At 58.5% G+C, this 22839-nt stretch carries 21 protein-coding genes and 1 pseudogene; 8 read left to right on the top strand and 14 right to left on the bottom strand.

Annotated features, from left to right (window positions below):
• Positions 1-12: 12 nt before the first annotated feature.
• From HP15_RS06565 to HP15_RS06550, 5 genes are all read right to left on the bottom strand, one after another.
• Positions 13-2043, bottom strand: coding sequence for a methyl-accepting chemotaxis protein (locus HP15_RS06565; RefSeq protein ID WP_008172823.1), 2031 nt, complete (start codon positions 2041-2043; stop codon positions 13-15).
• Positions 2044-2163: 120 nt separating this feature from the next.
• Positions 2164-2484, bottom strand: coding sequence for a hypothetical protein (locus HP15_RS22595; protein ID WP_014576742.1), 321 nt, complete (start codon positions 2482-2484; stop codon positions 2164-2166).
• Positions 2485-2534: 50 nt separating this feature from the next.
• Positions 2535-3050 carry a CobD/CbiB family protein gene (locus tag HP15_RS22590; protein WP_014576741.1) on the bottom strand — a complete coding sequence of 172 codons (516 nt, stop codon included), beginning with the start codon at positions 3048-3050 and terminating at the stop codon, positions 2535-2537.
• Positions 3051-3632, bottom strand: a complete 582-nt coding sequence (gene ampD, locus HP15_RS06555; protein WP_228732831.1) for a 1,6-anhydro-N-acetylmuramyl-L-alanine amidase AmpD — start codon at positions 3630-3632, stop codon at positions 3051-3053. It lies immediately after the preceding gene.
• Between the two features lie 114 nt (positions 3633-3746).
• Positions 3747-6044, bottom strand: coding sequence for a DUF1631 domain-containing protein (locus HP15_RS06550; RefSeq protein WP_014576739.1), 2298 nt, complete (start codon positions 6042-6044; stop codon positions 3747-3749).
• 223 nt (positions 6045-6267) lie between these two features.
• Here HP15_RS06550 and nadC point away from each other — a divergent pair, with 223 nt between their 5' ends.
• Positions 6268-7107 (top strand): carboxylating nicotinate-nucleotide diphosphorylase, encoded by an 840-nt coding sequence (gene nadC / locus HP15_RS06545; RefSeq protein ID WP_014576738.1) that lies wholly within the window; start codon positions 6268-6270, stop codon positions 7105-7107.
• On the opposite strand, the gene HP15_RS06540 is transcribed toward nadC, so the two are convergent.
• Genes HP15_RS06540 through HP15_RS06520 form a run of 5 tightly spaced genes read right to left on the bottom strand, consistent with a single transcriptional unit; the run spans position 7108 to position 10868 of the window.
• The gene (locus HP15_RS06540) at positions 7108-7443 is read right to left on the bottom strand and encodes a YqcC family protein (protein WP_014576737.1); all 336 of its coding nucleotides are present in this window, start codon (positions 7441-7443) and stop codon (positions 7108-7110) included.
• Between the two features lie 12 nt (positions 7444-7455).
• The gene (locus HP15_RS06535) at positions 7456-8253 is read right to left on the bottom strand and encodes a ParA family protein (RefSeq protein WP_008172831.1); all 798 of its coding nucleotides are present in this window, start codon (positions 8251-8253) and stop codon (positions 7456-7458) included.
• A 60-nt stretch (positions 8254-8313) separates the two neighbouring features.
• Positions 8314-9012 (bottom strand): DnaA regulatory inactivator Hda, encoded by a 699-nt coding sequence (gene hda / locus HP15_RS06530; RefSeq protein ID WP_014576735.1) that lies wholly within the window; start codon positions 9010-9012, stop codon positions 8314-8316.
• A complete protein-coding gene (locus tag HP15_RS06525; protein WP_169702144.1) occupies positions 9009-9569 on the bottom strand; it encodes a CDP-alcohol phosphatidyltransferase family protein in 561 nt (186 codons plus the stop codon). Before HP15_RS06525 ends, hda begins: the two co-directional genes overlap by 4 nt.
• A gap of 21 nt (positions 9570-9590) precedes the next feature.
• Entirely contained in the window at positions 9591-10868 is a 1278-nt protein-coding gene (locus tag HP15_RS06520) for a DUF2066 domain-containing protein (protein ID WP_041645148.1), read from the bottom strand.
• Positions 10869-11087: 219 nt separating this feature from the next.
• Here HP15_RS06520 and purM point away from each other — a divergent pair, with 219 nt between their 5' ends.
• The 3 genes from purM to HP15_RS06505 all read left to right on the top strand — a co-directional run bounded on the left by purM (position 11088) and on the right by HP15_RS06505 (position 13636).
• Positions 11088-12152: a phosphoribosylformylglycinamidine cyclo-ligase gene (gene purM / locus HP15_RS06515; RefSeq protein WP_041646167.1), complete on the top strand. Its 1065-nt coding sequence runs from the start codon at positions 11088-11090 to the stop codon at positions 12150-12152.
• Positions 12149-12811 (top strand): phosphoribosylglycinamide formyltransferase, encoded by a 663-nt coding sequence (purN, locus tag HP15_RS06510; RefSeq protein WP_014576731.1) that lies wholly within the window; start codon positions 12149-12151, stop codon positions 12809-12811. Before purM ends, purN begins: the two co-directional genes overlap by 4 nt.
• A 90-nt stretch (positions 12812-12901) precedes the next feature.
• Positions 12902-13636, top strand: coding sequence for a DUF3108 domain-containing protein (locus HP15_RS06505; protein ID WP_041645147.1), 735 nt, complete (start codon positions 12902-12904; stop codon positions 13634-13636).
• Here the strand turns inward: HP15_RS06505 and HP15_RS06500 are convergent.
• From HP15_RS06500 to apbC, 4 genes are all read right to left on the bottom strand, one after another.
• Positions 13633-14910 (bottom strand): valine--pyruvate transaminase, encoded by a 1278-nt coding sequence (locus HP15_RS06500; protein ID WP_014576729.1) that lies wholly within the window; start codon positions 14908-14910, stop codon positions 13633-13635. The genes HP15_RS06505 and HP15_RS06500 overlap by 4 nt on opposite strands.
• Before the next feature lie 74 nt (positions 14911-14984).
• Positions 14985-15584, bottom strand: coding sequence for a YjaG family protein (locus tag HP15_RS06495; protein ID WP_008172846.1), 600 nt, complete (start codon positions 15582-15584; stop codon positions 14985-14987).
• Complete coding sequence (dcd, locus tag HP15_RS06490; RefSeq protein ID WP_008172848.1) at positions 15581-16147, bottom strand: dCTP deaminase; 567 nt, start codon at positions 16145-16147, stop codon at positions 15581-15583. The genes HP15_RS06495 and dcd overlap by 4 nt, the downstream gene beginning before the upstream one ends.
• A 280-nt stretch (positions 16148-16427) precedes the next feature.
• Complete coding sequence (gene apbC, locus HP15_RS06485; RefSeq protein WP_041645146.1) at positions 16428-17528, bottom strand: iron-sulfur cluster carrier protein ApbC; 1101 nt, start codon at positions 17526-17528, stop codon at positions 16428-16430.
• Positions 17529-17726: 198 nt separating this feature from the next.
• On the opposite strand from apbC, the gene metG reads away from it, so the two are divergent.
• The 4 genes and pseudogenes from metG to rsxC all read left to right on the top strand — a co-directional run bounded on the left by metG (position 17727) and on the right by rsxC (position 22820).
• Entirely contained in the window at positions 17727-19757 is a 2031-nt protein-coding gene (gene metG / locus HP15_RS06480) for a methionine--tRNA ligase (RefSeq protein ID WP_014576727.1), read from the top strand.
• Between the two features lie 45 nt (positions 19758-19802).
• Positions 19803-20384, top strand: a complete 582-nt coding sequence (gene rsxA / locus HP15_RS06475) for an electron transport complex subunit RsxA (RefSeq protein WP_014576726.1) — start codon at positions 19803-19805, stop codon at positions 20382-20384.
• A gap of 29 nt (positions 20385-20413) precedes the next feature.
• Positions 20414-20991: pseudogene (rsxB, locus tag HP15_RS06470) on the top strand (electron transport complex subunit RsxB).
• The gene (gene rsxC, locus HP15_RS06465; RefSeq protein WP_041645145.1) at positions 20991-22820 is read left to right on the top strand and encodes an electron transport complex subunit RsxC; all 1830 of its coding nucleotides are present in this window, start codon (positions 20991-20993) and stop codon (positions 22818-22820) included. Before rsxB ends, rsxC begins: the two are co-directional and overlap by 1 nt.
• Positions 22821-22839: the final 19 nt, after the last annotated feature.

The raw sequence follows: 22839 nt of genomic DNA, 5'->3' as shown, positions 1-22839 counted from the left end.
AAGGTCCGCTGGTCAGACCTTGAACGCTTCCACCAGACGCTGAAGCGACGCTGTCAGTTGCGACATTTCTCTGGAAGAACCCAGGGTTTCTTCAGCATTGGCGGCTGTTTTATGGCCCAGCTCGCCAATCTGCTCAACGTTCGAGTTCACGTTTTTCGCGACGGCAGACTGCTCTTCGGCGGCCTGGGCGATCTGGTGACTCATATCCACGATCACGGAGATGCCCTTGGCGATTCTATCCAGGGCCTCTGTCACCTCTCCGGACTTCTGCACCGTTGCCTCGGTCACGTCCCGGCTGTTGGTCATGGCCGACACCGCGTCCTTGACGCCGCTCTGGAGCCGGGAAATCATGCCTTCGATTTCTTCCGTCGATTTGTGCGTGCGCTGTGACAGCGAGCGAACCTCATCGGCAACCACCGCGAAACCACGCCCCTGCTCCCCGGCTCGGGCCGCCTCGATCGCGGCGTTCAGGGCGAGCAGGTTGGTCTGCTCGGCGATGGCCTTGATCTCGACCAGCACCTGACTGATGTTGTCACTGTCCTTGCTGACCCGGTTGATCACTTCCACCGCGCCTGAGATTTCACCCGCCAGCTTGTTGATGGTTTCAACCGTGTCGGCCACCACGCCCCGGCCGGTTTCTGTGTCCTGTTCGGCATTGCTCGCGCTGTCCGCAACCCGGTGCGCGCTTTCGGTGACTTCATGAACCGCCTCAACCATCTGGTTCATGGCTTCATTGATCTGGCCGCTTTCTTCCATCTGACGCGCAACCGCTTCGCTGTTGGCCGCAGCGGTGTCATTGACCCGGGTGGCCTGCTGGTCTACGTCCGCCGTCGTCCGGCTGACAGAGCGGATCAGCTCGGCAATCCGGTCGGTCATGTTATTGAATTCCGTCGTCAACTCGCCCAGCTCATCGCGGTTGCGCAAACTGATGTGCGTGGTCATGTCGCCGGCGGCAACGTTCCGCGCGGCTTCGCTGAAGCGGTTGATGGCAGTACGTACGGACATGAAGAAGCCGATGTAGAGATAGACAACCACAAGCAGCACGGCGATCAGGGCAACCACGATCAGGCGACGCTGGTTGATCTCACTCTCGAGCCGTGCGCGAAGGTTCGAGTCGACCACGCTGAAGGCAGCCGTCTTGACGTCGTCGTAGTGGGCCAACTGCCCGGACATCAGATCGTCGTATTCGGTCCAGGGCATTTCCAGACGCATGGGCGTTATCACGTTCAGATCCAGATGATCCCGAACCACCATCAAACTCTCGTCAACCCGTTGAATGGCGTTGCCTGCCTGATTGGCAAGGGCCGGCGATGCTTCAGAAGCAAGAGCCAAGGCCGGTGAAAGCAAGGAGGTGCGATTAGTCAACTGGTCATAGATTTCGTTCAGGGTTTCGCTCAGGGCGTAACCTACCTGCCCCTCGACCAATGCGAAGATTCCGTAGGATTTTGCCCGACCGATCACGGTGCGTGCAGCCGGGAGAGAGTCCTGGACCAGGCCCAGAATCAACTGGTTTTCTCTTGAGGCCCCCTGCCCCAAACCAGAGATTTCAATGGTGGCCGAAAGCAGCGCCTGTGCCTTCTGGACGAATTCCTGATAATACTTGAACTGAGGATCGAAGCTGCCCTGATAATTGTCATCGGCCCGCAATGCTTCCCACTCCTGGCGAAGGCCTTCAACCTGATCGGCCCAGGAGCCAGTCGTATCGAACGAGCGCTCTTCTGCGGTCAGAGCCGCCAAAAGGCTATCAATCTCAGTGGCCGCTTCTTCGGAAACTGCGGTAATGGCACTCTCATCCTTGATGATCGCCGGTGAGCGATAGTCTCGATAATCCATCGCCGCATCCACCAGCCGATCCACTTGCTGGAGTTGCTCCAGCCCCTCGACACCCCGGGTCATGGTCTGAACCGAGCGATTCAGCTCGGAAATGGCAAGCCAGGACAGCCCACCAATTGGTAAAAGAAACAGAATGCTGATGAGACTGAACTTGTAGACCATCGGCAGCCGGTTCATCAGGGCAATGGCAGGATTAATGAGTTGCTTCACAGGGACCCTCGTGCTGGCAAATAACCACTGAACGTTAATTCTTTTCTTCTATTGTCGCCTAAAGTCTTAAAAACTTAAGCTTTATTTGTTGTTAAACTGTAATGTTTTATAAAATCCGGGCTAAACGACGCCGGAAATAACCAGCAGGGCGAGTATGCATATCCATACCAGCATGCTTCTGTTCAGCAGATCCCTTACCGCTCGCAGACTCCTTCCCCCAAACGCTGTCCACTCATCCGGGTGAATCCGGGAAAACCTCGCTGGATCCAGTGCATACCCGGTTAACGACCCGTTGGCCGAAATCATGAGTACCTCGCCCGCTTTTTTGGAGGTTCCGGTCAGAGTCTGGCGAGTTTCACGCAGCCAGCCGGCCAGATCTCCGGCAATTCCGAACGTTAACGACAAAAGCCTGGCAGGAATCCAGCCGGCAAGGTCAGACATCTTTGCAAACCTCGGCCTGGCCGGCGCCTGCGGCCATTGCTCGGCGAGCGCTACCAGCCCACGCGCCAGGACCGCGAGACCGATACCGCCAACCACATACCAGAAAGCCACCGAAAAAAGCGCTGGAACACCGAAACCATCAGTGCCTTGGACAGGGAGAGGTGCATGGCCTCGGGAGACACTGCGGCTCCCCGTTCATCGGCCGGAAGAAGGTCTTTCACATGATGCCAGGCCGACTGCATGTCTCCCCGGTGCCACGCCTCCGCATAGGCCCGCAGTACCTGTCGCCAGCCCGGCGTTCCCATAAGGACGACCAGCACCAGGAACTCCAGCGGGTAAGCCGCCATTCTCCAGCCAGAAGACACCAGCAGGTATTCCGCAAGCCCCAGTATCAGGGCCGGAAACAGGACCAGTGCCAGCCCGGTCGCTATCCCCGATTCATGGCCCGCCCTGACCCGGCTGCCGTAGCGGAACCAACGACGCCAGACCTCATCGCCAGACAGCATGTCCAGGGAATCCAGACGCCTGCGTACCATGTAGGCCAGAAGAAACACAACAAATACCATTCAGACGTTCCTCCCCGATCCTCGGACTATTTCCAGGGCTGACCGGAAATACCGCCAGTCAAAAGCCGGGCCGGGATCGCTCTTCCTGCCGGGCGCAATGTCGCAGTGCCCGGTAATCCGATTGGCCGTGATATCCGGCCAGGCCGTCATAATCAGGTCCGCCACTTTCGCCAGCATGCGATATTGCTCGGTGGTGTAAGGGGTGTCGTCGGTCCCTTCCAGCTCAATCCCGATGGAAAAATCATTGCATTCCTCCTGCCCTTCAAAACACGATCGGCCGGCATGCCAGGCCCGATCAAGCAGGCTGACAAACTGCACCAGCGCGCCATCGCGGCGAATCAGCAGGTGCGCAGACACCTGGACGCCCTCGATAGTCTTGAAGTAGGGGTGCGCAGAATGGTCGAGTTGGTTGCAGAAGAAGTCTTCTATTTCGCGGCCACCAAACTGGCCCGGAGGCAGGCTGATATTGTGGACGACCAGAAGAGAGATGCCCGCTCCATCCGGACGAGGCCCGAAATTCGGCGAAGGGGTCCAGCGGGCGAAGGAAATCCGCCCGGTTTCGCGAAGCGAATTTCCATCGATACCGGAGGCGGTAGGGCGTTCGGAAAAAACGTCTGAATCGGGCAAAGTAATTCCAAAAGTTTCAGAGCATTACAGCCTCTGATTGAATCACAAAGTTGCCACGGTTGCTACGAATCAGTCCTTGCGGCTGCTGCGCAGGTTGTCGATGATCGACTCCAGTGCCCGGTCGAAGATCAGACCATCATCCAGCATGCTGATTTTCCCGGATTCCATGTCGGCGGCCAGTTCCTGACGCAGATACTCTGCCACCTTCGCGCCACTGCGATTCACAAAGATATATTTGCCAGTAGCCTTGATAAAGGCCGCAAGCTTACAGCGCACCCGGGTTTCGTCGCGGGTAAGCTCAATCCAGGAACCCACACGCAGGCTTTCGGCCTTTGACAGCCACTCTGGAGATACTGAAGCAGTCTGCGTTTCAGCGTCAGCCTGGGAGGCAGTCTCGCTGACCACAGAAACAGGCACTTCAGGCTCGGCCGGCGAGGGCGTTGCTTTGACAGCGTCTTCGGCCGCCGGCTCAGGGGGCTCGACGGGCTGCTCAGCAGCGGGTTCCGGAACGAGCAGATCCTCTGGTTCCGAAGGTGATTCCGGCCTGGACGGAGCCGTCACCAATCGCTGGAAAACGTCCACATGGGCAAGTTCAAGGTCGCGAATGGCCGCATCGGTGGCAAACGGGTCCCAGGAAATATCCTGCAGTGCCTTGCGAAGGTCGTCCACAATGGCCGGTATTGCCCTCAGCAAATCTGACCTGGTGGTATCAGTGACCGGGCGCGGATCCACACTCCAGACCAGCTGCTCGGTCAGGTTCCGGGCGTGCTGCCACCGGTCGCTTTCCTCGCCCTCCCGGAGGACAACCCATTGCAGGTACCGGGTCCAGGCTTCGCTCAGGAGGCCGGCAACCGGTTCGGGTACGTCCCGCTGTTCTGTCAGCTCCTGAACCAGGCCTTCCGCCGCCTGGGACGCCCGCTCCTGACGAGCACGCCCTTCTTCAGCATCCCGAAGACGTTGCTCGACGAGCTCACGACGTCGGCGATCGAGATCCATGAAGTGGCTGAAATCTTTCAGCAACTCCTCGAACAGGGAGACGTTGGTAGTGAACTCAGACAGAACCCGATCTACCACTGATTCGATTTTGTCCCGAAGCGGGTCTCTTTGCCCGGCCTTCTTCTCGGTCCAGCCAATGGCCGAGAGTGCCAGCTCGTTAAGCAGTTTTCGAACCGGGTGACCGCCCCGGTTGAAAAAGTTCTTGTCACTCAGCGCCACTTTCAGCACCGGAATCTGCAGGCGCCCGATCAATGCTTTCATCACCGGATGCAGTTGGCGATCTTCCAGAATAAAGTCGAACAGCATGGAAACCAGATTGATCACGTCACTGTCGACCTGCCCAACGCTCAGGCTGTTGCCGTCGCCGGAACGCAGGATGGGTTGAAGCTGCTCGTTCAGAGGTACAACGGTACCTTCACCCCATTGCCTGCTACTCGACTGCGCTTCAGTCAAACGGGCCATGAGCCTGTCGGTGTCAATGTAGCTTTCGCCGACCGGGGATCCACCAGTGACAGCATTGGACTCACCGCGATGCAACAGCGCGCTGAGCTCCGAGAAAGTGGCCTGTGACTGAGACATACCCTGACTCTCGCTGGCAGAATCCGCCTGACCGCTGGCACTGGTCGGCACTGAACTCTCTCCTGACCCACGTTGACCAGAGCGGGAGGGCACCTTGCCGGTGGGCGGTCGTTTCATGTCAGGCATTACGCCTTCACTGATCAAGGTGCGATTGGCTTCTTTGTAGAAATCCCCGAGGGTATCGGCAAGCAGGCGATCAAACAGCTTCAGAACCACCAGCTTGGCCCGGATATCAATGTCGAGGTCTGCACAGGCCTCGGCAACACCGCCACAGATGATTTCAGGGCTCAGCGGCATTTGTGCGTCTTTCAGCTCGATGCCCGGCACCAGATGCCCGACCCGGACGGTAAGCAGACGGATCTGTTCGGTATAACGGTTCCGGAGTTTATTTATGAGATTGTCGACTGCCACCTGCTGCTCAAGCTGGGAATGATCAACGAGGCTGAGAGAGTCCTCGTCAACTTCATCCAGGGACCTGGCACTTTGTTGGGGCTGGAACCTGCCGATTTCATTGAAAGCCTGGCTGACGTACTGGAGGATCGAGACCACCATGGCCTTGCGACGAAGCCTGAGCTCCCGCATGGCATCAAAGTAGGCGGTCTGGTCGAGGTTGGAGCCGGCTCTGTCGGCGAGTTCAAACAGGGCATCATCGGCACGATCGAAAAAACTGGCAAGAACGGACTTGAGGGACTGACCCGATGCGTCACGAAGGCGCACGAGGGACGCAGGCAAAGAAAACCGGGCGGGCGGTTTCTGGCCTGAAAAGCTGACAACCTTGTTATCGTGCACCATCTCGCTGCTCCGCCCTGTCTTACACAATTGCCTGTTTATTTCTCCACTTCACATGATACGAGCTGCCCACGTCAGGTTGTGTCAGATTTTGTCACCTTTTGTGTAGACCTGACGTGCATCACAGTTTAGCAGCCCTGCCCCAAGAGTTTGGCGATTCACCAGCGGCGCTTTAGAATTGGCAGCCTGAAACGCCGACAACCCACTGCACCGGACTTTTTGCCCTATGATCCCCCCTGAACTCCTTCGCCAGGCCAGAATTGAAAATGTTGCCCAGAGTCTGCGGGAGGACATCGGCGATGGCGACATCACGGCCAGACTGATACCCGCCGACAAACACGCAACAGGGCGGGTAATTACGCGGGAAACCGCCACCATCGCGGGCAGGGAGTGGGTGGACGAGGTTTTCCGACAGGTGGATCCGGCCGTTGAGCTCAACTGGCAGGTGGCCGATGGCGAGACCGTGTCACCGGATCAGGTGTTGTTTACCATGCAGGGTTCGGCACGAAGCCTGCTGAGCTCCGAACGCGCGGCTCTGAACTGGCTCCAGTCCCTGTCTGGCGTTGCGACCGCCTGCGCCGGCTATGCCGCCCGGGTTGCGCACACCGGTGTTCGACTGCTGGATACCCGTAAAACCCTGCCGGGTCTGCGCCTGGCCCAGAAATACGCTGTAACCTGTGGCGGCTGCTTCAATCATCGGATCGGGCTGTGGGATGCTTTCCTGATCAAAGAAAATCACATTGCCGCCTGCGGCTCCATTGCCCAGGCCATTGAAGCCGCCCACCGGATTGCGCCAGGCAAACCGGTGGAGGTGGAAACCGAGAACCTTGACGAGCTGGAACAAGCCCTTCGAGCGGGTGCAGACATCATCATGCTGGATGAGTTCTCACTTGAAGACATGCGGACCGCGGTCGCTACCACGGGTGGCAAAGCAAAGCTGGAGGCATCCGGGGGAATCAATGCCGACACCCTGGTGCCGATCGCCGAAACCGGCGTGGACTTCATCTCGATTGGCGCGCTGACCAAGGATTTAAAGGCTGTCGACCTGTCAATGAGACTGGACTGATCACTCCCCGCTAAGCAGGCGGTCGATCACCTCCAGCTCCCGAACCAGCCTGTTACCGGACTCCGGTCGCCCCCGGAAATGCTCTTCGGCCATCGGCGCTATGCCGGAGGCCGAGGGCAACGGGTGGTCGTTTTCGATGATGATCTTCATTCTTTCCACAAAAACAAATTGCAGCCACTGGGTAAATTCCAGCGTATCGATGCAAAAGGGCTGCGCACTCTGGAACGCCTCGTCCGGTGGCGGCTCTGACTCCCAGAGCCCCAGCTGCCGCAACTCCATCTCAATGTTCAGAAGGCAGTCCGCAACCTGCCCGACCGGGTTACCGGATTCGGTCATATCAGTCTCGCTTCAATCGTTAAGCGGCTCAAGCTCCACGGTTTCGCCATGCAGAACCCGGAACAGGTCCTCGTACTGGCGCGTCAGTGGGTGCTTGGGTGCCATGTGAATCAGGGGCTGCCGGCTCTGGTGGGACTCTTTCATCTTCACGGAACTCGAGAGACGCACAGGCAGAACCGGCAAGCCCTCCTCGGTAAGCTCCCTAACCAGCTGTTTGGGCAGGCTGGCCCGCGGCTGGAACTGGTTGGCAACAATCCCTTCGACAACAAGATCCTCGTTGTGGTCTTCCTGCAGATCACGAATTTCGTTGAGGATGTTATACAGCGCCTGACGGGAAAAATCGTCACAGTCGAAGGGTATCAGGCAGCGCTGGGCTGCAATCAGGGCAGACCGGGTATAAAAATTGAGCGCCGGCGCGGTATCGATGTAGATCGCATCGAAGGATTCACCCAGTTTTTTCAGGGCTTCCCTCAGCTTGTATATCTTGTGCTTGGCCTCCAGCTTGCGCTCGAGAAAATCCAGCTCCGGGCTGGAGGGCATCACAAACAGGTTCTTGAACGGTGATGCATGGACAAATTCGTCCGGACGGCGATTGAACACGGTAAAGGCCACCGTCTGCTCCAGCATATCCGCCACGGTGTCCTTGAGCTCGCTGGCAGGCTTGCCCAGCAGGTAGTGGGTGGAGTTTCCCTGCGGATCAAGATCCACGACCAGGGTTCGCTTTCCACGAGCGGCGCTGATAGCTGCGAGATTGCACGTGATACTGGACTTACCGACACCGCCTTTCTGGTTGAATACCACCCGTCTCATTTTGCCTCTCCCTTGATGAATCCGTTATCGATTTCTGCCCTGCGATGAACCCATTCCAACTCACCACCCCATCACTGTCTTCACAAACGGGATAGTAAGCCGTCTCTGTGCCTGAAGTGAATTTTCATCCAGTATATCCAGAATCCCCAGCAAATCACCGAGCCTTCGGGGCGCCCGGCGCATTATATAGCTGGCCACATCATCCGCCATCACCAGGCCACGCTTCTCGGCACGGGCCCTAAGAATGGTCAGGCGATCCTCATCCCGGTAGATACCCAACTGGATGACCAGCCCGTGACTGAATCTGGAGATCAGATCCGGCAACTCAAAAGGCAGACTGGCCGGCAAATCGGCCAGGCTCACCAGCAAAAGGCCGCCTCGATCGAGAATCCGGTTATAGAGATGAAAAATGGCCTCTTCCCATACCCGCTGGCCTGCAATGCGGTCGACATCGTCAAGACAGACGATCTCATGGGTCTCAAGCCCCGACAAGGCATCGGGACCAAAAGGCTCGAGCTCTGCGATGCTGATACACACCGCTGCCCTGCCCTGCTTTTCGCCCAGGTGGCACACTGCCTGTAGAAGATGGCTCTTGCCGGTATCGGCATCACCGCACAGAACAACGACAGGCATATCATGAGGTTGCTGACAAACGCTTTCAAGACGCTGGGCTGCGCCCGTGTTCCGGTCGCCATGGAAATTGTCGAATCGGGCGTCATCACGCAGCTTGACCCCGAGTACCAACTGGGATGCGGTCATGGCCGGGTAGCCCTCCAGGCCCGCAAGCCCCACACAAACAGATAATGCCCCCCGCTGAACACGGTGGAAACAGCCACCAGGATAATGCCGGCATCCACCACCCAGGGCTGCATCGGCAGGTCCGCCAGAAGCACGATGATAGCCAGGGCTACAAGAATCTGGATAAACGTATTGATCTTGCCGGGAATGCTGGGCTCCATATCGTATCGACCAACCTTGTAGTGGTAGGCCAGAGCGCCGACTACAATCAGCAGATCACGCCCCAACACCAGCAGAAACAGCCACACGGGCAGCACAGCGGTGAGAGTAAGCATCAGGTACGCGGTGATCAACAAGGCCTTGTCGGCGAGAGGATCTGCAATTGCACCAAGCCTGGAACGCCAATTGAAATGGCGGGCAAGGAAGCCGTCAACCGCGTCTGTGCCGGCGGCCAGAAAGAATATCAGCAACGCTCGGCGATAATCTCCGATCAGTAACGCTCCCGCGAAGGGAGCGATCAGAAGAATGCGCAGGAACGTCAGGGCATTGGGAATCCAGCGCCAGCGGTGCAAATTCAAAAGACTCCCTCCGGTTACACCTTATTCGCCGCCATCGCTCCCGATGACAGAAGACGGTTGCCAACGATAATACAGAACCTGGTACAGGGATTCGAACGCCTCCCTGGCATCTTCCTCATCGACGGGCACCGGCTGATAGGTAAACAGGGCAGTCTCTTCAGACGCCTCCGCAGAGGTTTGCTGATCCGGGCCAGCCGGCTGCGATACCTCGCTCTCGAGCGCCTCTTGCGGGTTCGGCCCAGGCGACGCCACCTGGCCCTCTGCTGTGCGGGCGGTAACCGGAGGTTCTGCCGGAACGTCGGCCTCCATTGGAACGAAGCGCGGATCCAGGGCGATGTACTCCCGCAGCTGGTCCAGCTCACCGGAGAAAGCCACCCGCAGGGTCAGTTGTTCGTCCCGTACCCGATGGGCACCAACGCTAACCACGGGGGTCAGTCCTTCCAGCACCTTATTGGCGCCGGCATAGTCTTCAAGCGACGTAACGCCACGCAGCACAATGTCCACCTGGGGCGAATCGCCCACTTCCGATGCAGCAACCGCGTATCGGCTGGCGTATAGCTCCGCCCAGCGGTTTATCGTCGCCTCCGCCAGCGCTTCCGGGGTATCGGCGGTTACCGACTCTTCCCCGGCATTCATGGCCATACCATCGAAGACCCAGCCGGCACGCCATTGCCCGCCAGCACGGCTGACCCGCACCAAAGCGAGCACATCATGGTCCAGATTCCCGGATGCAGACTTCACCCGACCAATAAACTGCCCCCAGATATCCGAGAGCAATTCGCGGTCAGAGCTGAAATCTGACGGGGGCAGCGCCACGGGCAAGCCACGCTTTCTGGCCGCCTCATCGAACGCAGCCCTCCAGGCTCCTGCGTCTTCCAGACCAGAGCCGGCCCCGGGCCGTGTTACGAGTGTTCTCGATCCACGATCCTCGGCAGCAATCCAGGCCAGCGTGAGCGGTCTGTTGGCACCCCACACCGGCGCATCAATTGCAGCCAGCGCGCGATTCACGCCAACCGCTCCGAAGGACATGCTCAGAACACTCTGCCCGGACTCGCCACGGGCAACCTGATAGGAAAGCAGTAACGACTCGGCATCGGACAGCAGGGCTTCAACGCCCTCCATCGCCAGTACGTCTCGGGTACCGGAAACCCTTACCAGTACCTGGCTCAGCCCGTCTGCATATCCCTGGGCGAGTTGACCCGACGAGGACCCTTCCACTGGCACCTTTGCCGAATAGAGACCGGAAACCGTCACGGCACTCGCCTGAGCGGAAAACCCAGACAGCAGAACGGTGAACAACGCAACGACCCACGCCCCGGATAAAGACCTGTGTGCCGGCTTTTGCCCTGATACTGACATGAAACACCCTGCAATTCGCATGAATGGCGCATAGGATACACCATGCCCCAAGGTGTGAGTAGCGGCCCCGGATTTCGGAAAAGCAATATACATTTGGAGCGCCACACCGCACCTGTTAAAATCCGCCGCCTGACCCACTGGCCAACGGTTAAGTACACCATGAGCGAACAGAAGCCCTCCCTGACCTACCGCGATGCTGGCGTTGATATTGATGCCGGCAATGAACTCGTCAGCCGAATCAAGGACACCGCCGCGCGCACCCGCCGCCCCGAGGTTCTTGGCGGTCTCGGCGGCTTCGGCGCCATGGTCTCCATCCCCGCCGGATATAACGAACCGGTTCTGGTTTCCGGCACCGACGGAGTGGGCACAAAGCTCAGACTGGCCATGCAACTGGACAAGCACGACAGCATCGGCATCGATCTGGTCGCCATGTGCGTGAACGATCTGGTTGTCGGCGGCGCTGAACCGCTTTTCTTCCTCGACTACTACGCGACCGGCAAGCTGAACGTAGACGTTGCCACTCAGGTGGTTGCCGGAATCGGCGAGGGCTGCGAGCAGGCTGGCTGTGCGCTGGTCGGCGGCGAAACCGCTGAAATGCCGGGCATGTACGAAGGCGACGACTACGATCTGGCTGGCTTCTGCGTAGGCGTTGCCGAACGCAGCGAGATTATTGACGGCGGCCGCGTCCAGGCCGGAGACGTGCTGATTGCCCTGGGCTCTTCCGGCCCTCACTCCAACGGCTACTCCCTGATCCGGAAAATTCTGGAAGTCAGCAACGCTGACCTCGAGCAGCCAATCGGCGATACCACCCTGGCCAACGCCTTGATGGCACCGACTCGAATCTACGTAAAGAATCTTCTGCAGCTGATTCGCGAAGTCGACGTTCGTGCCCTCTCCCACATCACTGGTGGTGGCCTGCCGGAAAATATTCCCAGGGTGCTGCCGAACGGCACGATCGCTGCCATCGATACAAACAGCTGGTCATTGCCCCCGGTATTCCAGTGGCTCAAGGACAACGGCGGCGTTGCCAGTGAAGAGATGTACCGCACTTTTAACTGTGGTCTCGGCATGATTGTCTGCGTGCCTGCCAACCAGAAGGAGCTGGCCCTGGATACCCTGAAAGCACTGGGCGAACATGCCTGGCAGGTAGGCCTGATCGAACGTGCCGATGACGAACAGGCAGATGCCTGCGTTCGCTATGCACCGGGGCTGCTGTCGGCATGAAGGCAGATCAGACCCCGTTACCGAAAATCCTGGTGCTCGCCTCCGGAAGCGGCACCAACCTTCAGGCACTGATTGACGCCAGCCGGGAGCGGGATTTTCCCGGTCAGATCATTGCCGTTGGCTGCAACCAGCCCGGCGCGTTTGCCCTTGAGCGCGCGGCCCAGGCCAATATCGAGACCTTTGTGGTAAACCACAAGAATTTCGAATCCCGGGATGAGTTTGATGCCTCCCTGATGGCGGAAATCCTCCGATACAATCCGGATCTGATTGTCCTGGCAGGCTTCATGCGCATTCTGACCACGGATTTTGTTCGGGCATTCCGGGGTAAGATGCTGAACATTCACCCGTCCCTGTTGCCGAAGTACACCGGGCTGAATACTCACCGTCGTGCACTGGAAGCGGGCGATACCGTACATGGCGTTTCCATCCACTTCGTTACTGAAGAGCTGGACGGCGGCCCCGTGATTGCCCAGGCAGAAGTGGCGATTGTTTCCGATGACACGCCAGAAAGCCTCGCGGAGAAGGTACAGGCCAAGGAACACATTCTCTACCCCATTGTTGTCCGCTGGTTCTGTGAGGGCCGGATTCAACTGGGTAGCGATTATGTGTTGTTCGACGGCGAACCCTTGAACGCTCCGATGCGCTTGCCGGACAACTGAGGCATCGCCTGAACGAATTGTCATCCCCGCATCCTGCCCGAGCAGCTACACTGTCGCCATTGATGACGGTAATTGTTCGGGTTTAACAAGATGCTTTCACGACGTCTCATCAGATTTGGTTGCGCCGCACTGCTGGCCTGTCTCGGCATTCTCGCCGGACCGGTCACACTGCATGCCGAGACCGAAGCGGACCTCACCCCCTTCGAGGCCAGCTATACCGCAGCCATGGAGAAGGGTCTCTCTCTCAATGGCACCGCAAAACGCACACTCTCCTCCCAGGGCAACGATGTCTGGCTGTACCGCACGGATGTCGACTCCTTCATTGTCAGCATCGATGAATCGCTGGTATTCCGCTGGGAGGACGGGCACGTCATACCCATGCGATATCGATACCGCTTATCCGGTTTCCTGATCAGCGACCGCAAGAACTCTATCGACTTCGACTGGTCCGCAGGCATGGCAACCGGGGAATACAAGGGAAAGCCCTTCGAACTGGCGCTGGAAGAAGGCCTGCTGGATCCGCTGGGCTACCAGCTTCAGCTGCACCAGGACATCAAGAATGGCAAGCGGGAAATGACCTATCGGGTGCTCGACGGTAACTCTATCGACACTGATCGCTTCGCGGTGATCAATGGGGAGAATATGAGCACCGGCAACAAACAGAGCGCCACCCTGAAGGCGGAGAAGGTTCGCGAGGATTCCAAGCGCCAGACGCTGATGTGGTTCTCGCCGGAGCAGAATTTCCTGCTAGTCCGCCTCAGGCAGGTTGAGCCGGACGGCAGCACCTACGAATTGAAACTCAAGGAAGCAGAGTTCGAGCGCTAGACCTCACGCCCGGCCTCGCGCCACACGGCCTTGACCTCATCGGCAATGATCCGGAGGCCCTCGGCAACCCGGTCGTCGTCCTGGGAGTAGGTCACGCGCAGACACTCATGCCGGTGCCTCCAGCCATCTTCCGGCAATCCGGGAAAGAAATAGTGTCCGGAAACGACCAGAACCCCTCGGCTCTTCAACCGCTGATACAGCTCAAGGCTGGAGATCGGCAGATCCGGGAACCAGAGCCACAGGAACATGGCGCCCTCGGGCTTGTGCACATACCAGCGGCAGCTGTCCTCTCCCATGGCCTCCCGGAACGCGGATACCGCCCGTTCCATCTTCGCCTTGTAGAACGGGCAAACCACATCCCGGCTCAGGGACAATATTTCACCGGAACGAACCAGAGGCTCTGCCAGCATGGCGCCAAAACTGCCCGTGGCCAGGTTCATAATGGCATTAATGCCTGACAACGCCTTGATCACCGGTTCGGCCGCAATCACGATTCCGGTCCGCGCTGCCGGCAAACCAAGCTTCGAGAGGCTCAGGCAGAGGATGATCTGGTCGTTCCAGGTGGGTGCTGCATCAACGAACAGCAAGCTCGGAAATGGTGTGCCATACGCGCCATCGACGATCAGTGGTATGTCGTGTTGGCGGGCGAGCTCTTCAAGCCGGGCAAGCTCTTCGTCAGTAACGACGTTACCGGTCGGATTGGTGGGACGTGACACACAGATAGCGCCGGTCTCACCGGTAACCTCTACGGCATCAAAATCCACCCGGTATTTGAACTCGTGGGCGTCGGTGAACGAGATGTCCGGCTGCACCGCATGGAACAGGCCCGGTTCAATGCCAGCGTCAGCGTAGCCGATGTACTCGGGCGCAAGCGGCAAAAGAATATGCTTGCGGTTACCGTCCCCGTAGTCTCCGCCAAACATGTTGAACAACATAAAGAAGGCCGCCTGGCTGCCGTTGGTCAGGGCGATATTCTCGGGTTTCAGGCCCCAGCCATATTCGCGGTTGAGCAGCTCGGCGAGCGAGGCGATAAACTGCTTTTCCCCCTGGGGCGGATCGTAGATGCCGACCAGACGGCGAACATCGCCTTCGTTACGACTCATATCCGCGAGAATTTCCTGCACTCTCTGCTGGATCTCGGGAATATGCCCGGGATTTCCCCCGCCCATCATGATCATGTCGTCGCCGGATGCCATGGCGTTACCCAGGTCATCCATGAGGGACGTGATACCGGCATCGGCGGTGAACTTGCGACCAAAAGCAGAGAGTTTCATGGGATAAAATCCATCTGACCTATTCTGAATACAACGGGTAATACCGAAAGTGTAGCTTGCTCGCTCCCCAACGTTTATTCGGTGAGCGAAATGCCAAGGTTACTGACGCCCTCGTTGGCTGCATCCTCCCGGAGACGGGCCACGAACTGATCGGTTGGCGTGCGTTGGCGCTTCAGCTCCAGGATCAGGTCCCGCTGGAAGGTTTTGTCTTCTTTCATCAACGGGTGATGATCAAGCAGACGGACGAGCTCGTCTTCCTCGAGGTCTTCCCCTTCGGACAGCTCAATAAAGTTCATCACGGTTCCGGTCGCCATCTGTGACGCATCGGTAGCGCGGTGTTTGGAGGGGTTCAGGCGGTTCAGCAGAGCCTGCTCCAGTAGCTGACAGAAGTCGAAGGCCGGGTAAACACCGTAGGCGTCGTAGGCGTCCACGTCCGGCGACAGGGTTTCCAGTTTGGCGAGCAACTGCGGGATCGCCGATTCGGAGACGTCTTTTTGGAGGAGATCCCAGCCAAGATCCAGAAGCTGGCGCATTTTGGCACCGGTCTTCAGGCCCATGGCATCGGCAAACAGGGCGTAGTTCGGGAATGAGCGCTCAGCCAGAGCGAGCAGGAAGGCGCATTCGCGCCATCCCTGCAGTTGTGAAACGGCTTTCAGGAACTGGTTGGCGTTCATGTCCTGGGCAGGGTCACGCCGGTCTGGCCAAGATATTTGCCGCCGCGGTCTTTGTAGCTGGTTTCACAGATCTCGTCGGACTCAAAGAAGAGCATCTGGGCGACGCCTTCGTTGGCGTAGATCTTCGCCGGCAGGTTGGTGGTGTTGGAGAATTCCAGGGTAACCTGGCCTTCCCATTCCGGCTCCAGCGGGGTGACGTTGACGATGATGCCGCAACGCGCATAGGTGGACTTGCCCAGGCAGATGGTCAGGACGCTTCGTGGAATGCGGAAGTATTCAACGGTGCGGGCCAGTGCAAAGGAGTTCGGCGGGATGATGCAGACGTCGCCGGTGTAGTTGACGAAGCTGTTTTCGTCGAAGTTCTTCGGGTCCACGGTGGCGGAGTGGACGTTGGTGAAGATTTTGAATTCGTTGCTGCAGCGTACGTCGTAGCCGTAGCTGGAGGTGCCGTAAGAGATCACGCGGCCTTTTTCGGTTTCACGAACCTGTCCGCTTTCGAACGGTTCGATCATGCCGTGTTGTTCGGACATCCGGCGAATCCACTTGTCGGATTTGATGCTCATTGGCGAAGTCTCGTATCCACTGGGAAAATTGGGGCGTAGTTTACCTTTTCCCTTGGGGTCTGTCGAAGGCTGTCGAGTCTTTACTTCTGGGGGCTGCGGCTGAGTGCTCGGACCTCAGAATTGGCGGGCTGCGCTCATAGGAGCAGCCTTCCAAAAACCGCTACGAGCACATCCATGTGCGCTTGGCGAAGGCCATCCATGGCCTTCGACATTTTTGGAAGGCTGCCCCTAAGACCGCGAACTAACTTCGGAGTGAAACGCCGCAAACCTCGAGACGTTGTCAGTGCTCCGTGACTGAAACGCTTGAGATCGAACCGGAAAGGTTTCGCTCCCGAGTGGACAGTTCAGCCCCTACCCTTCTCGCGATATCCCGGTAACGACGGGCCACTTCGGAGTCCGGTTCGGCGATCACTGAGGGGGTGCCGCCGTCGGTCTGTTCGCGGATGGTCATGTGCAGGGGCAGTTGGCCCAGGAGTGTTGTGTCGTATTCCTGGGCAATGCGTTCACCGCCGCCGTGGCCGAAGAGGGGTTCTTCGTGGCCGCAGTTGCTGCAGATGTGGACGCTCATGTTTTCGACCACGCCAAGCACCGGGATATCGACTTTGCGGAACATTTCGATGCCTTTCTTGCCGTCCAGCAGGGCGATGTCCTGTGGTGTGGTGACGATGACGGCGCCGGTTACCGGGACTTTCTGGGCCAGGGTGAGCTGGATGTCGCCGGTGCCGGGGGGCATGTCGACGATGAGGTAGTCGAGTTCGTTCCAGAGGGTCTGCTGGAGCAGTTGCATCACGGCGCCGCTGACCATGGGGCCGCGCCAGACCATGGGGGTTTTCTCGGTAACGACAAAAGCCATGGAGTTGGCCTGGAGGCCGTGGGCGTCCATGGGGACGAAGTATTTGTTTTCGCGTGTGTCCGGGCGTTTGCCTTCGGGCACGCCGAGCATCATGCCGATGCTGGGGCCGTAGATGTCGGCGTCGAGGATGCCGACCCGTGCACCTTCGGCCTGGAGTGCCAGGGCCAGGTTGACGGCGGTGGTGGATTTACCGACGCCACCCTTGCCCGACGCGACAGCGATGATGTTTTTCACGCCGGGTACCGAGGGCAGATCTTTCTGGACTTTGTAGGAGTGGATTTTCTGGCCCACGTGGACGTCCACATTCTCGACACCGTCGACGTCTTCCAGAGCATTACCGACAAGCTGCTTGAGGGCACCTGCAATGCCTTTCGAGGGGTATGGCAGCTCGACCATGAGGGTGACGTTTCCGCGCTCGTCGGCGTTCAGGGATTTTACGGCACCCAGTTGGTAGAGGTCCTTGTTGAGGTAAGGATCACGGAACTCGCGAACCGCTGATTGCAGGGCCTGCTCAGAAATCTGTGTCATCGGGTTCTCCGGAATAAGCTCATGCTCGATTTTAAGCACGGAAACAGGTGATTCGGGTGAAAATTCTCTGCTCGGAAGGTATCATCTGTGCCCGTTTCTGACCATATGGGGTCTTTACCTGGGGCAATCAATCAAGACAGCCACCAGTTCCCCGTTTTGTCTTTCCAACCCGTGTCAACATAAGGTTCGGACATCACCATGACGCAAGCGAGCAAGCAACAGCGCGATATTCTGGTTACCAGCGCCCTGCCGTACGCCAACGGCCCTATTCATCTGGGGCACCTGCTGGAATACATTCAGACCGACATCTGGGTGCGTTATCAGAAGATGCGTGGCCAGAATTGTTACTACGTTTGCGCCGATGACGCCCATGGCACTGCCATCATGCTTCGTGCCGAGCGGGAAGGCATTACCTCCGAGCAGCTGATCGACCGGATCCGCGAGGAGCATCAGGAGGACTTCGCCGGGTTCCACATCCTGTTCGACAACTATTACACCACCCATTCCGAAGAGAACCGCTATTTCTCGGAATATATTTACCGTCAGCTTCAGGAAAACGGGCACATTGCCACGCGCAAGATTACCCAGTCCTACGACCCTGAGAAGAACATGTTCCTGGCGGACCGGTTCATCAAGGGCACCTGCCCCAAGTGCAAAACCGAGGACCAGTACGGGGATAACTGCGAGGCCTGTGGCGCAACCTACACGCCGGCCGAGCTGATCAATCCGCGCTCGGCGGTTTCCGGCGCCACACCGATCGAGAAAGAGTCCGAGCACTATTTCTTCAAGCTGCCGGATTTCCAGGACTTCCTCGCCAAGTGGACCCGCAGCGGCACGCTGCAACCCCAGGTGGCCAACAAACTGGCGGAATGGCTGGACGCAGGCCTTCAGGAGTGGGACATCAGCCGTGATGCGCCCTACTTCGGTTTCGAGATTCCGGACGCGCCCGGGAAATACTTCTACGTGTGGCTGGATGCGCCGATCGGCTACCTTGCCAGCTTCAAGAACCTTTGCAACCGGGAAGGCATCGATTTCGAGCACTTCTGGAAGGCCGATTCCACCGCCGAGGTCTACCACTTCATCGGCAAGGACATCATCAACTTCCACGCGCTGTTCTGGCCGTCCATGCTGCACGATGCGGGCTTCCGCACACCAACCGCAGTCTGGGCTCACGGCTTTGTCACCGTTAACGGGAAGAAAATGTCCAAGTCCCGCGGCACGTTCATCATGGCGCGCACTTACCTGGATCATCTGAACCCCGAATACCTGCGCTACTACTTCGCCGCCAAGCTGACCGGCAGCGTGGATGACATGGACCTGAACCTGGAAGACTTTGCTGCCCGGGTGAACTCGGATCTGGTGGGCAAGGTGGTAAACATTGCCAGCCGCAGTGCCGGTTTCATTACCAAGCGCTTCGACGGCCAGCTTGGCCAGGTCACCGAGCACGCCAAACTGAAGGAATTCATCGAGGCCGGCAAGGAAATCGAGGAATACTACGAGTCCCGCGAATTCGGCCGCGCGATGAGACGGATCATGGAACTGGCAGACATTGCCAACCAGTACGTCAATGATGAGCAGCCTTGGGTGATCGCCAAGCAGGAAGGCCAGGACGAGAATCTCCAGGCCATCTGCACCAACGCCATCAACATGTTCCATCTTCTGATGACCTATCTGGCACCGGTGCTGCCGGAGACCGCCAAGGCCTCCGAGGCTTTCCTGAATGCACCGCTGGACTGGAACAATCGGAGCGAACGCCTGGAGAACCACGGCATCAACAAGTTCAAGCCGTTGATGAACCGTGTGGATATGGCCCAGATCGAGAAAATGCTGGATTCCTCCAAGGAGGAGTTGCCCGCAGCGACCGGAAAACCGGCACCCGCTGCCAATCTTGAACCCATCGCCGATGAAATAGAATTTGGCGATTTCGCGAAAGTGGATCTTCGGGTCGTTAAAATTGTCAAAGCAGAGCATGTGGAAGGTGCCGACAAGCTTCTTCGCCTCACCCTTGACATAGGGCATGGCGAGCGCAACGTGTTTGCTGGTATCAAGTCAGCCTACAAGCCGGAAGATCTCGAGGGACGCCTGACCGTCATGGTCGCCAACCTCAAGCCGCGGAAGATGAAGTTCGGAATGTCCGAGGGTATGGTTCTGGCGGCCGGCCCGGGAGGCAAGGACATCTTTATCCTGTCCCCGGATTCGGGCGCCACGCCCGGCATGCGGATTATGTAAGGGCGACCGGGCTGAGCGCTGACAGGTGCCAATGGAGCAAGGTAAATGACCGAATATCTGCTGATTCTGGTCAGCACCATTCTGGTGAACAATTTTGTACTGGTTCAGTTCCTGGGCCTGTGTCCCTTTATGGGCGTTTCCGGAAAACTGGAAACGGCCATGGGGATGTCCCTGGCCACCACGTTCGTGCTGACCCTGGCTTCGGTGTGCAGTTACCTTGCCTATACCTACCTGCTCGAGCCGCTGGACCTCGCGTTCCTCAGAACCATCACCTTTATCCTGGTGATTGCCGTGGTGGTTCAGTTCACCGAGATGGTGGTGCGCAAAACCAGCCCGTTGCTTTACCGGGTATTGGGCATCTTCCTTCCGTTGATCACCACGAATTGCGCGGTGCTGGGCGTCGCCCTGCTTAACATCAACAAGAACAACAACTTCGTTGAGTCCGTGTTGTATGGATTTGGTGCAGCAGCGGGCTTCTCGATGGTTCTGGTGCTGTTCGCCGCCATGCGTGAGCGCATCGCCGTGTCCGATGTGCCGGTGGCCTTTCGCGGTGCTGCCATCGGGCTGGTGACAGCCGGATTGATGGCCCTGGCTTTCCTGGGCTTTGGCGGCCTGGTCAGCGTTTGATCGGCCGGCGGGATTAGGAGTAACAGGTTATGTGGACAAGCGTTCTTGTTGCCGTTGTGGTGCTTCTGGCCCTGGCCGTTGTTTTCGGCGGCCTGCTCGGATTTGCGGCCGAACGGTTCAGGGTGGAGGGCAACCCGCTGGTGGATCAGATTGACGCCCTTCTTCCCCAGACCCAGTGTGGCCAGTGCGGCTATCCCGGTTGCCGGCCCTACGCCGAATCCATTGCCGAGGGGGGCCGATCAACAAATGCCCGCCGGGCGGCGAGTCTACCATCAAGGCACTGGCAGACCTGCTGGATGTGGAACCGGAACCCCTGGATGCCGAACACGGCGTTGAACAGGTCAAACGGGTTGCGGTGATTCGTGAGGACGAATGCATTGGTTGCACCAAGTGCATCCAGGCCTGCCCCGTGGACGCCATTCTTGGCGCCGCCAAGCACATGCACACGGTCATTGAGAGCGAATGCACCGGCTGCGATCTGTGTGTTGATCCCTGCCCGGTGGACTGCATCGACATGGTGACGGTGGAACCCGATATTCGTACCTGGACCTGGACACCGCCCAAATCCGGACTCATTGCCACCGATCGCCAGGGAGCCAGTGCCTGATGACTCAACTCTGGGACTTCTCCGGCGGTATACATCCTCCGGAACACAAAGACATCTCGACCGCGCGTCCGATTCGCGATGCGGGCATGCCTGCCCAGTTGGTTCTGCCACTTCAGCAGCACATCGGCGATCCGGCGGAGGCCATTGTTGAGGTCGGCGAGCGGGTTTTGAAGGGCCAGAAAATTGCCGACGTTAAAACCGGCATGGGCGTTCCCGTTCATGCACCGACGTCCGGGGTAATCGAGAGCATCGCCGACTTCCCTGTCCCCCATCCCTCAGGTATGGCGGACCGGTGCATCACCCTGAAACCGGATGGCGAGGACCAATGTTGCCAGCGCAGTCCAGTGGCGGATTATCGTTCTCTGGAGCGCGACGAGGTTCTGCAAATTATCCGTGATGCCGGTATTTCCGGTATGGGTGGAGCCGGCTTTCCCACCAATATCAAACTCCGGCCACCAAGGGATCGCAAGGTCAGCACGCTCATTCTGAACGGCGCAGAATGCGAGCCCTATATCACCGCTGATGACATGACCATGCGGGAAAAGGCCGACGAGGTGGTTGCCGGGCTAAAAATCATGGCGTGGATTCTGCGCCCCGAGCGTTGCGTGATCGGTATTGAGGACAACAAACCCGAAGCCATTGCCGCGCTGCGAAAAGCCACCGAAGGCACCCAGACCGAAATTGCGGTTGTTCCCACCAAGTATCCCTCCGGTGGCGAGAAACAGCTGATCCAGATACTGACCGGCATGGAAGTGCCCAGCGGCGGAATTCCCGCCGATATCGGCGTGATGTGCCAGAACATCGGAACCGCCGTTGCCGTGGCAAATGCGGTCCTGGAGGGTACGCCGCTGATTTCCCGAATTGTTACCATCACGGGGGAAGCCGTTCGGGAACCGGGCAACTTCGAAACGCTTATTGGCACACCGATTAAGCATCTGCTCGGGCAGGCTGGTGTTAACCAGGATGCGGTCAGCCGCCTGGTGCTTGGCGGCCCCATGATGGGTTACACACTCACGACCGAAGCGGTACCGGTCATCAAGACCACCAATTGCGTGATTGCGGCAACGGCAGCTGAACTGCCGGCACCACCACCGGAACAACCCTGCATCCGGTGTGGCCAGTGCGCCGAAGCCTGCCCCATGGAGCTGTTGCCGCAGCAACTTTTCTGGCACGCCAAGGCCACCGAATTTGAAAAGGCGGAGCACCTGAACCTGTTTGACTGCATAGAATGTGGCGCCTGTTCCTATGTTTGCCCGAGTTCGATTCCGCTGGTTCAGTACTATCGGTTCGCCAAGGGTGAAATCCGTGCCCAACAGGCAGAACAGTTGAAAGCCGACCGGGCCCGGGAACGCTTCGAGGCACGCCAGGCCCGCCTCGAGCGCGAGCAACAGGAGAAAGAACTGAGGCGCAAGGAGCGGGCGCAGGCCGCAGCCGAAGCAGCCGCGAAAAAACAGGCAGAGGCGGAGAAAGCGGCCGCCGACGGTCAGGCTGTTGACGAACGTGCCGCCAAGTCGGCGCTTGTGGAGCAGGCCCTGGCCCGTAAGAAAGCAAAGGCACAAGCGTCCCAGTCGCCTGCCCCCAGTGCGCCGCCGACCGAAGAAAAGCCCGACATCGAGGCCCTTGAGAAGCAGCTGGAGCAGGCCAGGTCCAAGCTGGAAACCATGCAAGGCATGCTTGATGACGCCAAAGCCCAGCAGGCAGACAACGTCGAGAAGCTGGAGAGGGCCGTGGCCAAGAATCACGATCGGGTGCAAAGAGCGGAAGAGGCGCTGTCTGAGGCCAGAGAAAAGCTGGCCGCCGGTCCGACTGAATCCCAGACAACCCACTAAACGAGATCAGGCAACACAT

The sequence above is a fragment of the Marinobacter adhaerens HP15 genome (assembly GCF_000166295.1).
Classification (GTDB): Bacteria; Pseudomonadota; Gammaproteobacteria; order Pseudomonadales; family Oleiphilaceae; genus Marinobacter; species Marinobacter adhaerens.
The sequence above is the reverse complement of the archived record's forward strand: the minus strand, read 5'-3'. Positions and strand labels throughout refer to the sequence as shown.

Excerpts from the sequence above, each read along its gene's own strand:
- HP15_RS22595 (WP_014576742.1), bottom strand. The coding sequence starts at position 2,484 with ATGTCTGACCTTGCCGGCTGGATTCCTGCCAGGCTTTTGTCGTTAACG.
- HP15_RS22590 (WP_014576741.1), bottom strand. The coding sequence starts at position 3,050 with ATGGTATTTGTTGTGTTTCTTCTGGCCTACATGGTACGCAGGCGTCTG.
- HP15_RS06550 (WP_014576739.1), bottom strand. The coding sequence starts at position 6,044 with ATGGTGCACGATAACAAGGTTGTCAGCTTTTCAGGCCAGAAACCGCCC.
- nadC (WP_014576738.1), top strand. The coding sequence starts at position 6,268 with ATGATCCCCCCTGAACTCCTTCGCCAGGCCAGAATTGAAAATGTTGCC.
- HP15_RS06540 (WP_014576737.1), bottom strand. The coding sequence starts at position 7,443 with ATGACCGAATCCGGTAACCCGGTCGGGCAGGTTGCGGACTGCCTTCTG.
- HP15_RS06535 (WP_008172831.1), bottom strand. The coding sequence starts at position 8,253 with ATGAGACGGGTGGTATTCAACCAGAAAGGCGGTGTCGGTAAGTCCAGT.
- hda (WP_014576735.1), bottom strand. The coding sequence starts at position 9,012 with ATGACCGCATCCCAGTTGGTACTCGGGGTCAAGCTGCGTGATGACGCC.
- purM (WP_041646167.1), top strand. The coding sequence starts at position 11,088 with ATGAGCGAACAGAAGCCCTCCCTGACCTACCGCGATGCTGGCGTTGAT.
- purN (WP_014576731.1), top strand. The coding sequence starts at position 12,149 with ATGAAGGCAGATCAGACCCCGTTACCGAAAATCCTGGTGCTCGCCTCC.
- HP15_RS06505 (WP_041645147.1), top strand. The coding sequence starts at position 12,902 with ATGCTTTCACGACGTCTCATCAGATTTGGTTGCGCCGCACTGCTGGCC.
- HP15_RS06500 (WP_014576729.1), bottom strand. The coding sequence starts at position 14,910 with ATGAAACTCTCTGCTTTTGGTCGCAAGTTCACCGCCGATGCCGGTATC.
- HP15_RS06495 (WP_008172846.1), bottom strand. The coding sequence starts at position 15,584 with ATGAACGCCAACCAGTTCCTGAAAGCCGTTTCACAACTGCAGGGATGG.
- dcd (WP_008172848.1), bottom strand. The coding sequence starts at position 16,147 with ATGAGCATCAAATCCGACAAGTGGATTCGCCGGATGTCCGAACAACAC.
- apbC (WP_041645146.1), bottom strand. The coding sequence starts at position 17,528 with ATGACACAGATTTCTGAGCAGGCCCTGCAATCAGCGGTTCGCGAGTTC.
- metG (WP_014576727.1), top strand. The coding sequence starts at position 17,727 with ATGACGCAAGCGAGCAAGCAACAGCGCGATATTCTGGTTACCAGCGCC.
- rsxA (WP_014576726.1), top strand. The coding sequence starts at position 19,803 with ATGACCGAATATCTGCTGATTCTGGTCAGCACCATTCTGGTGAACAAT.
- rsxC (WP_041645145.1), top strand. The coding sequence starts at position 20,991 with ATGACTCAACTCTGGGACTTCTCCGGCGGTATACATCCTCCGGAACAC.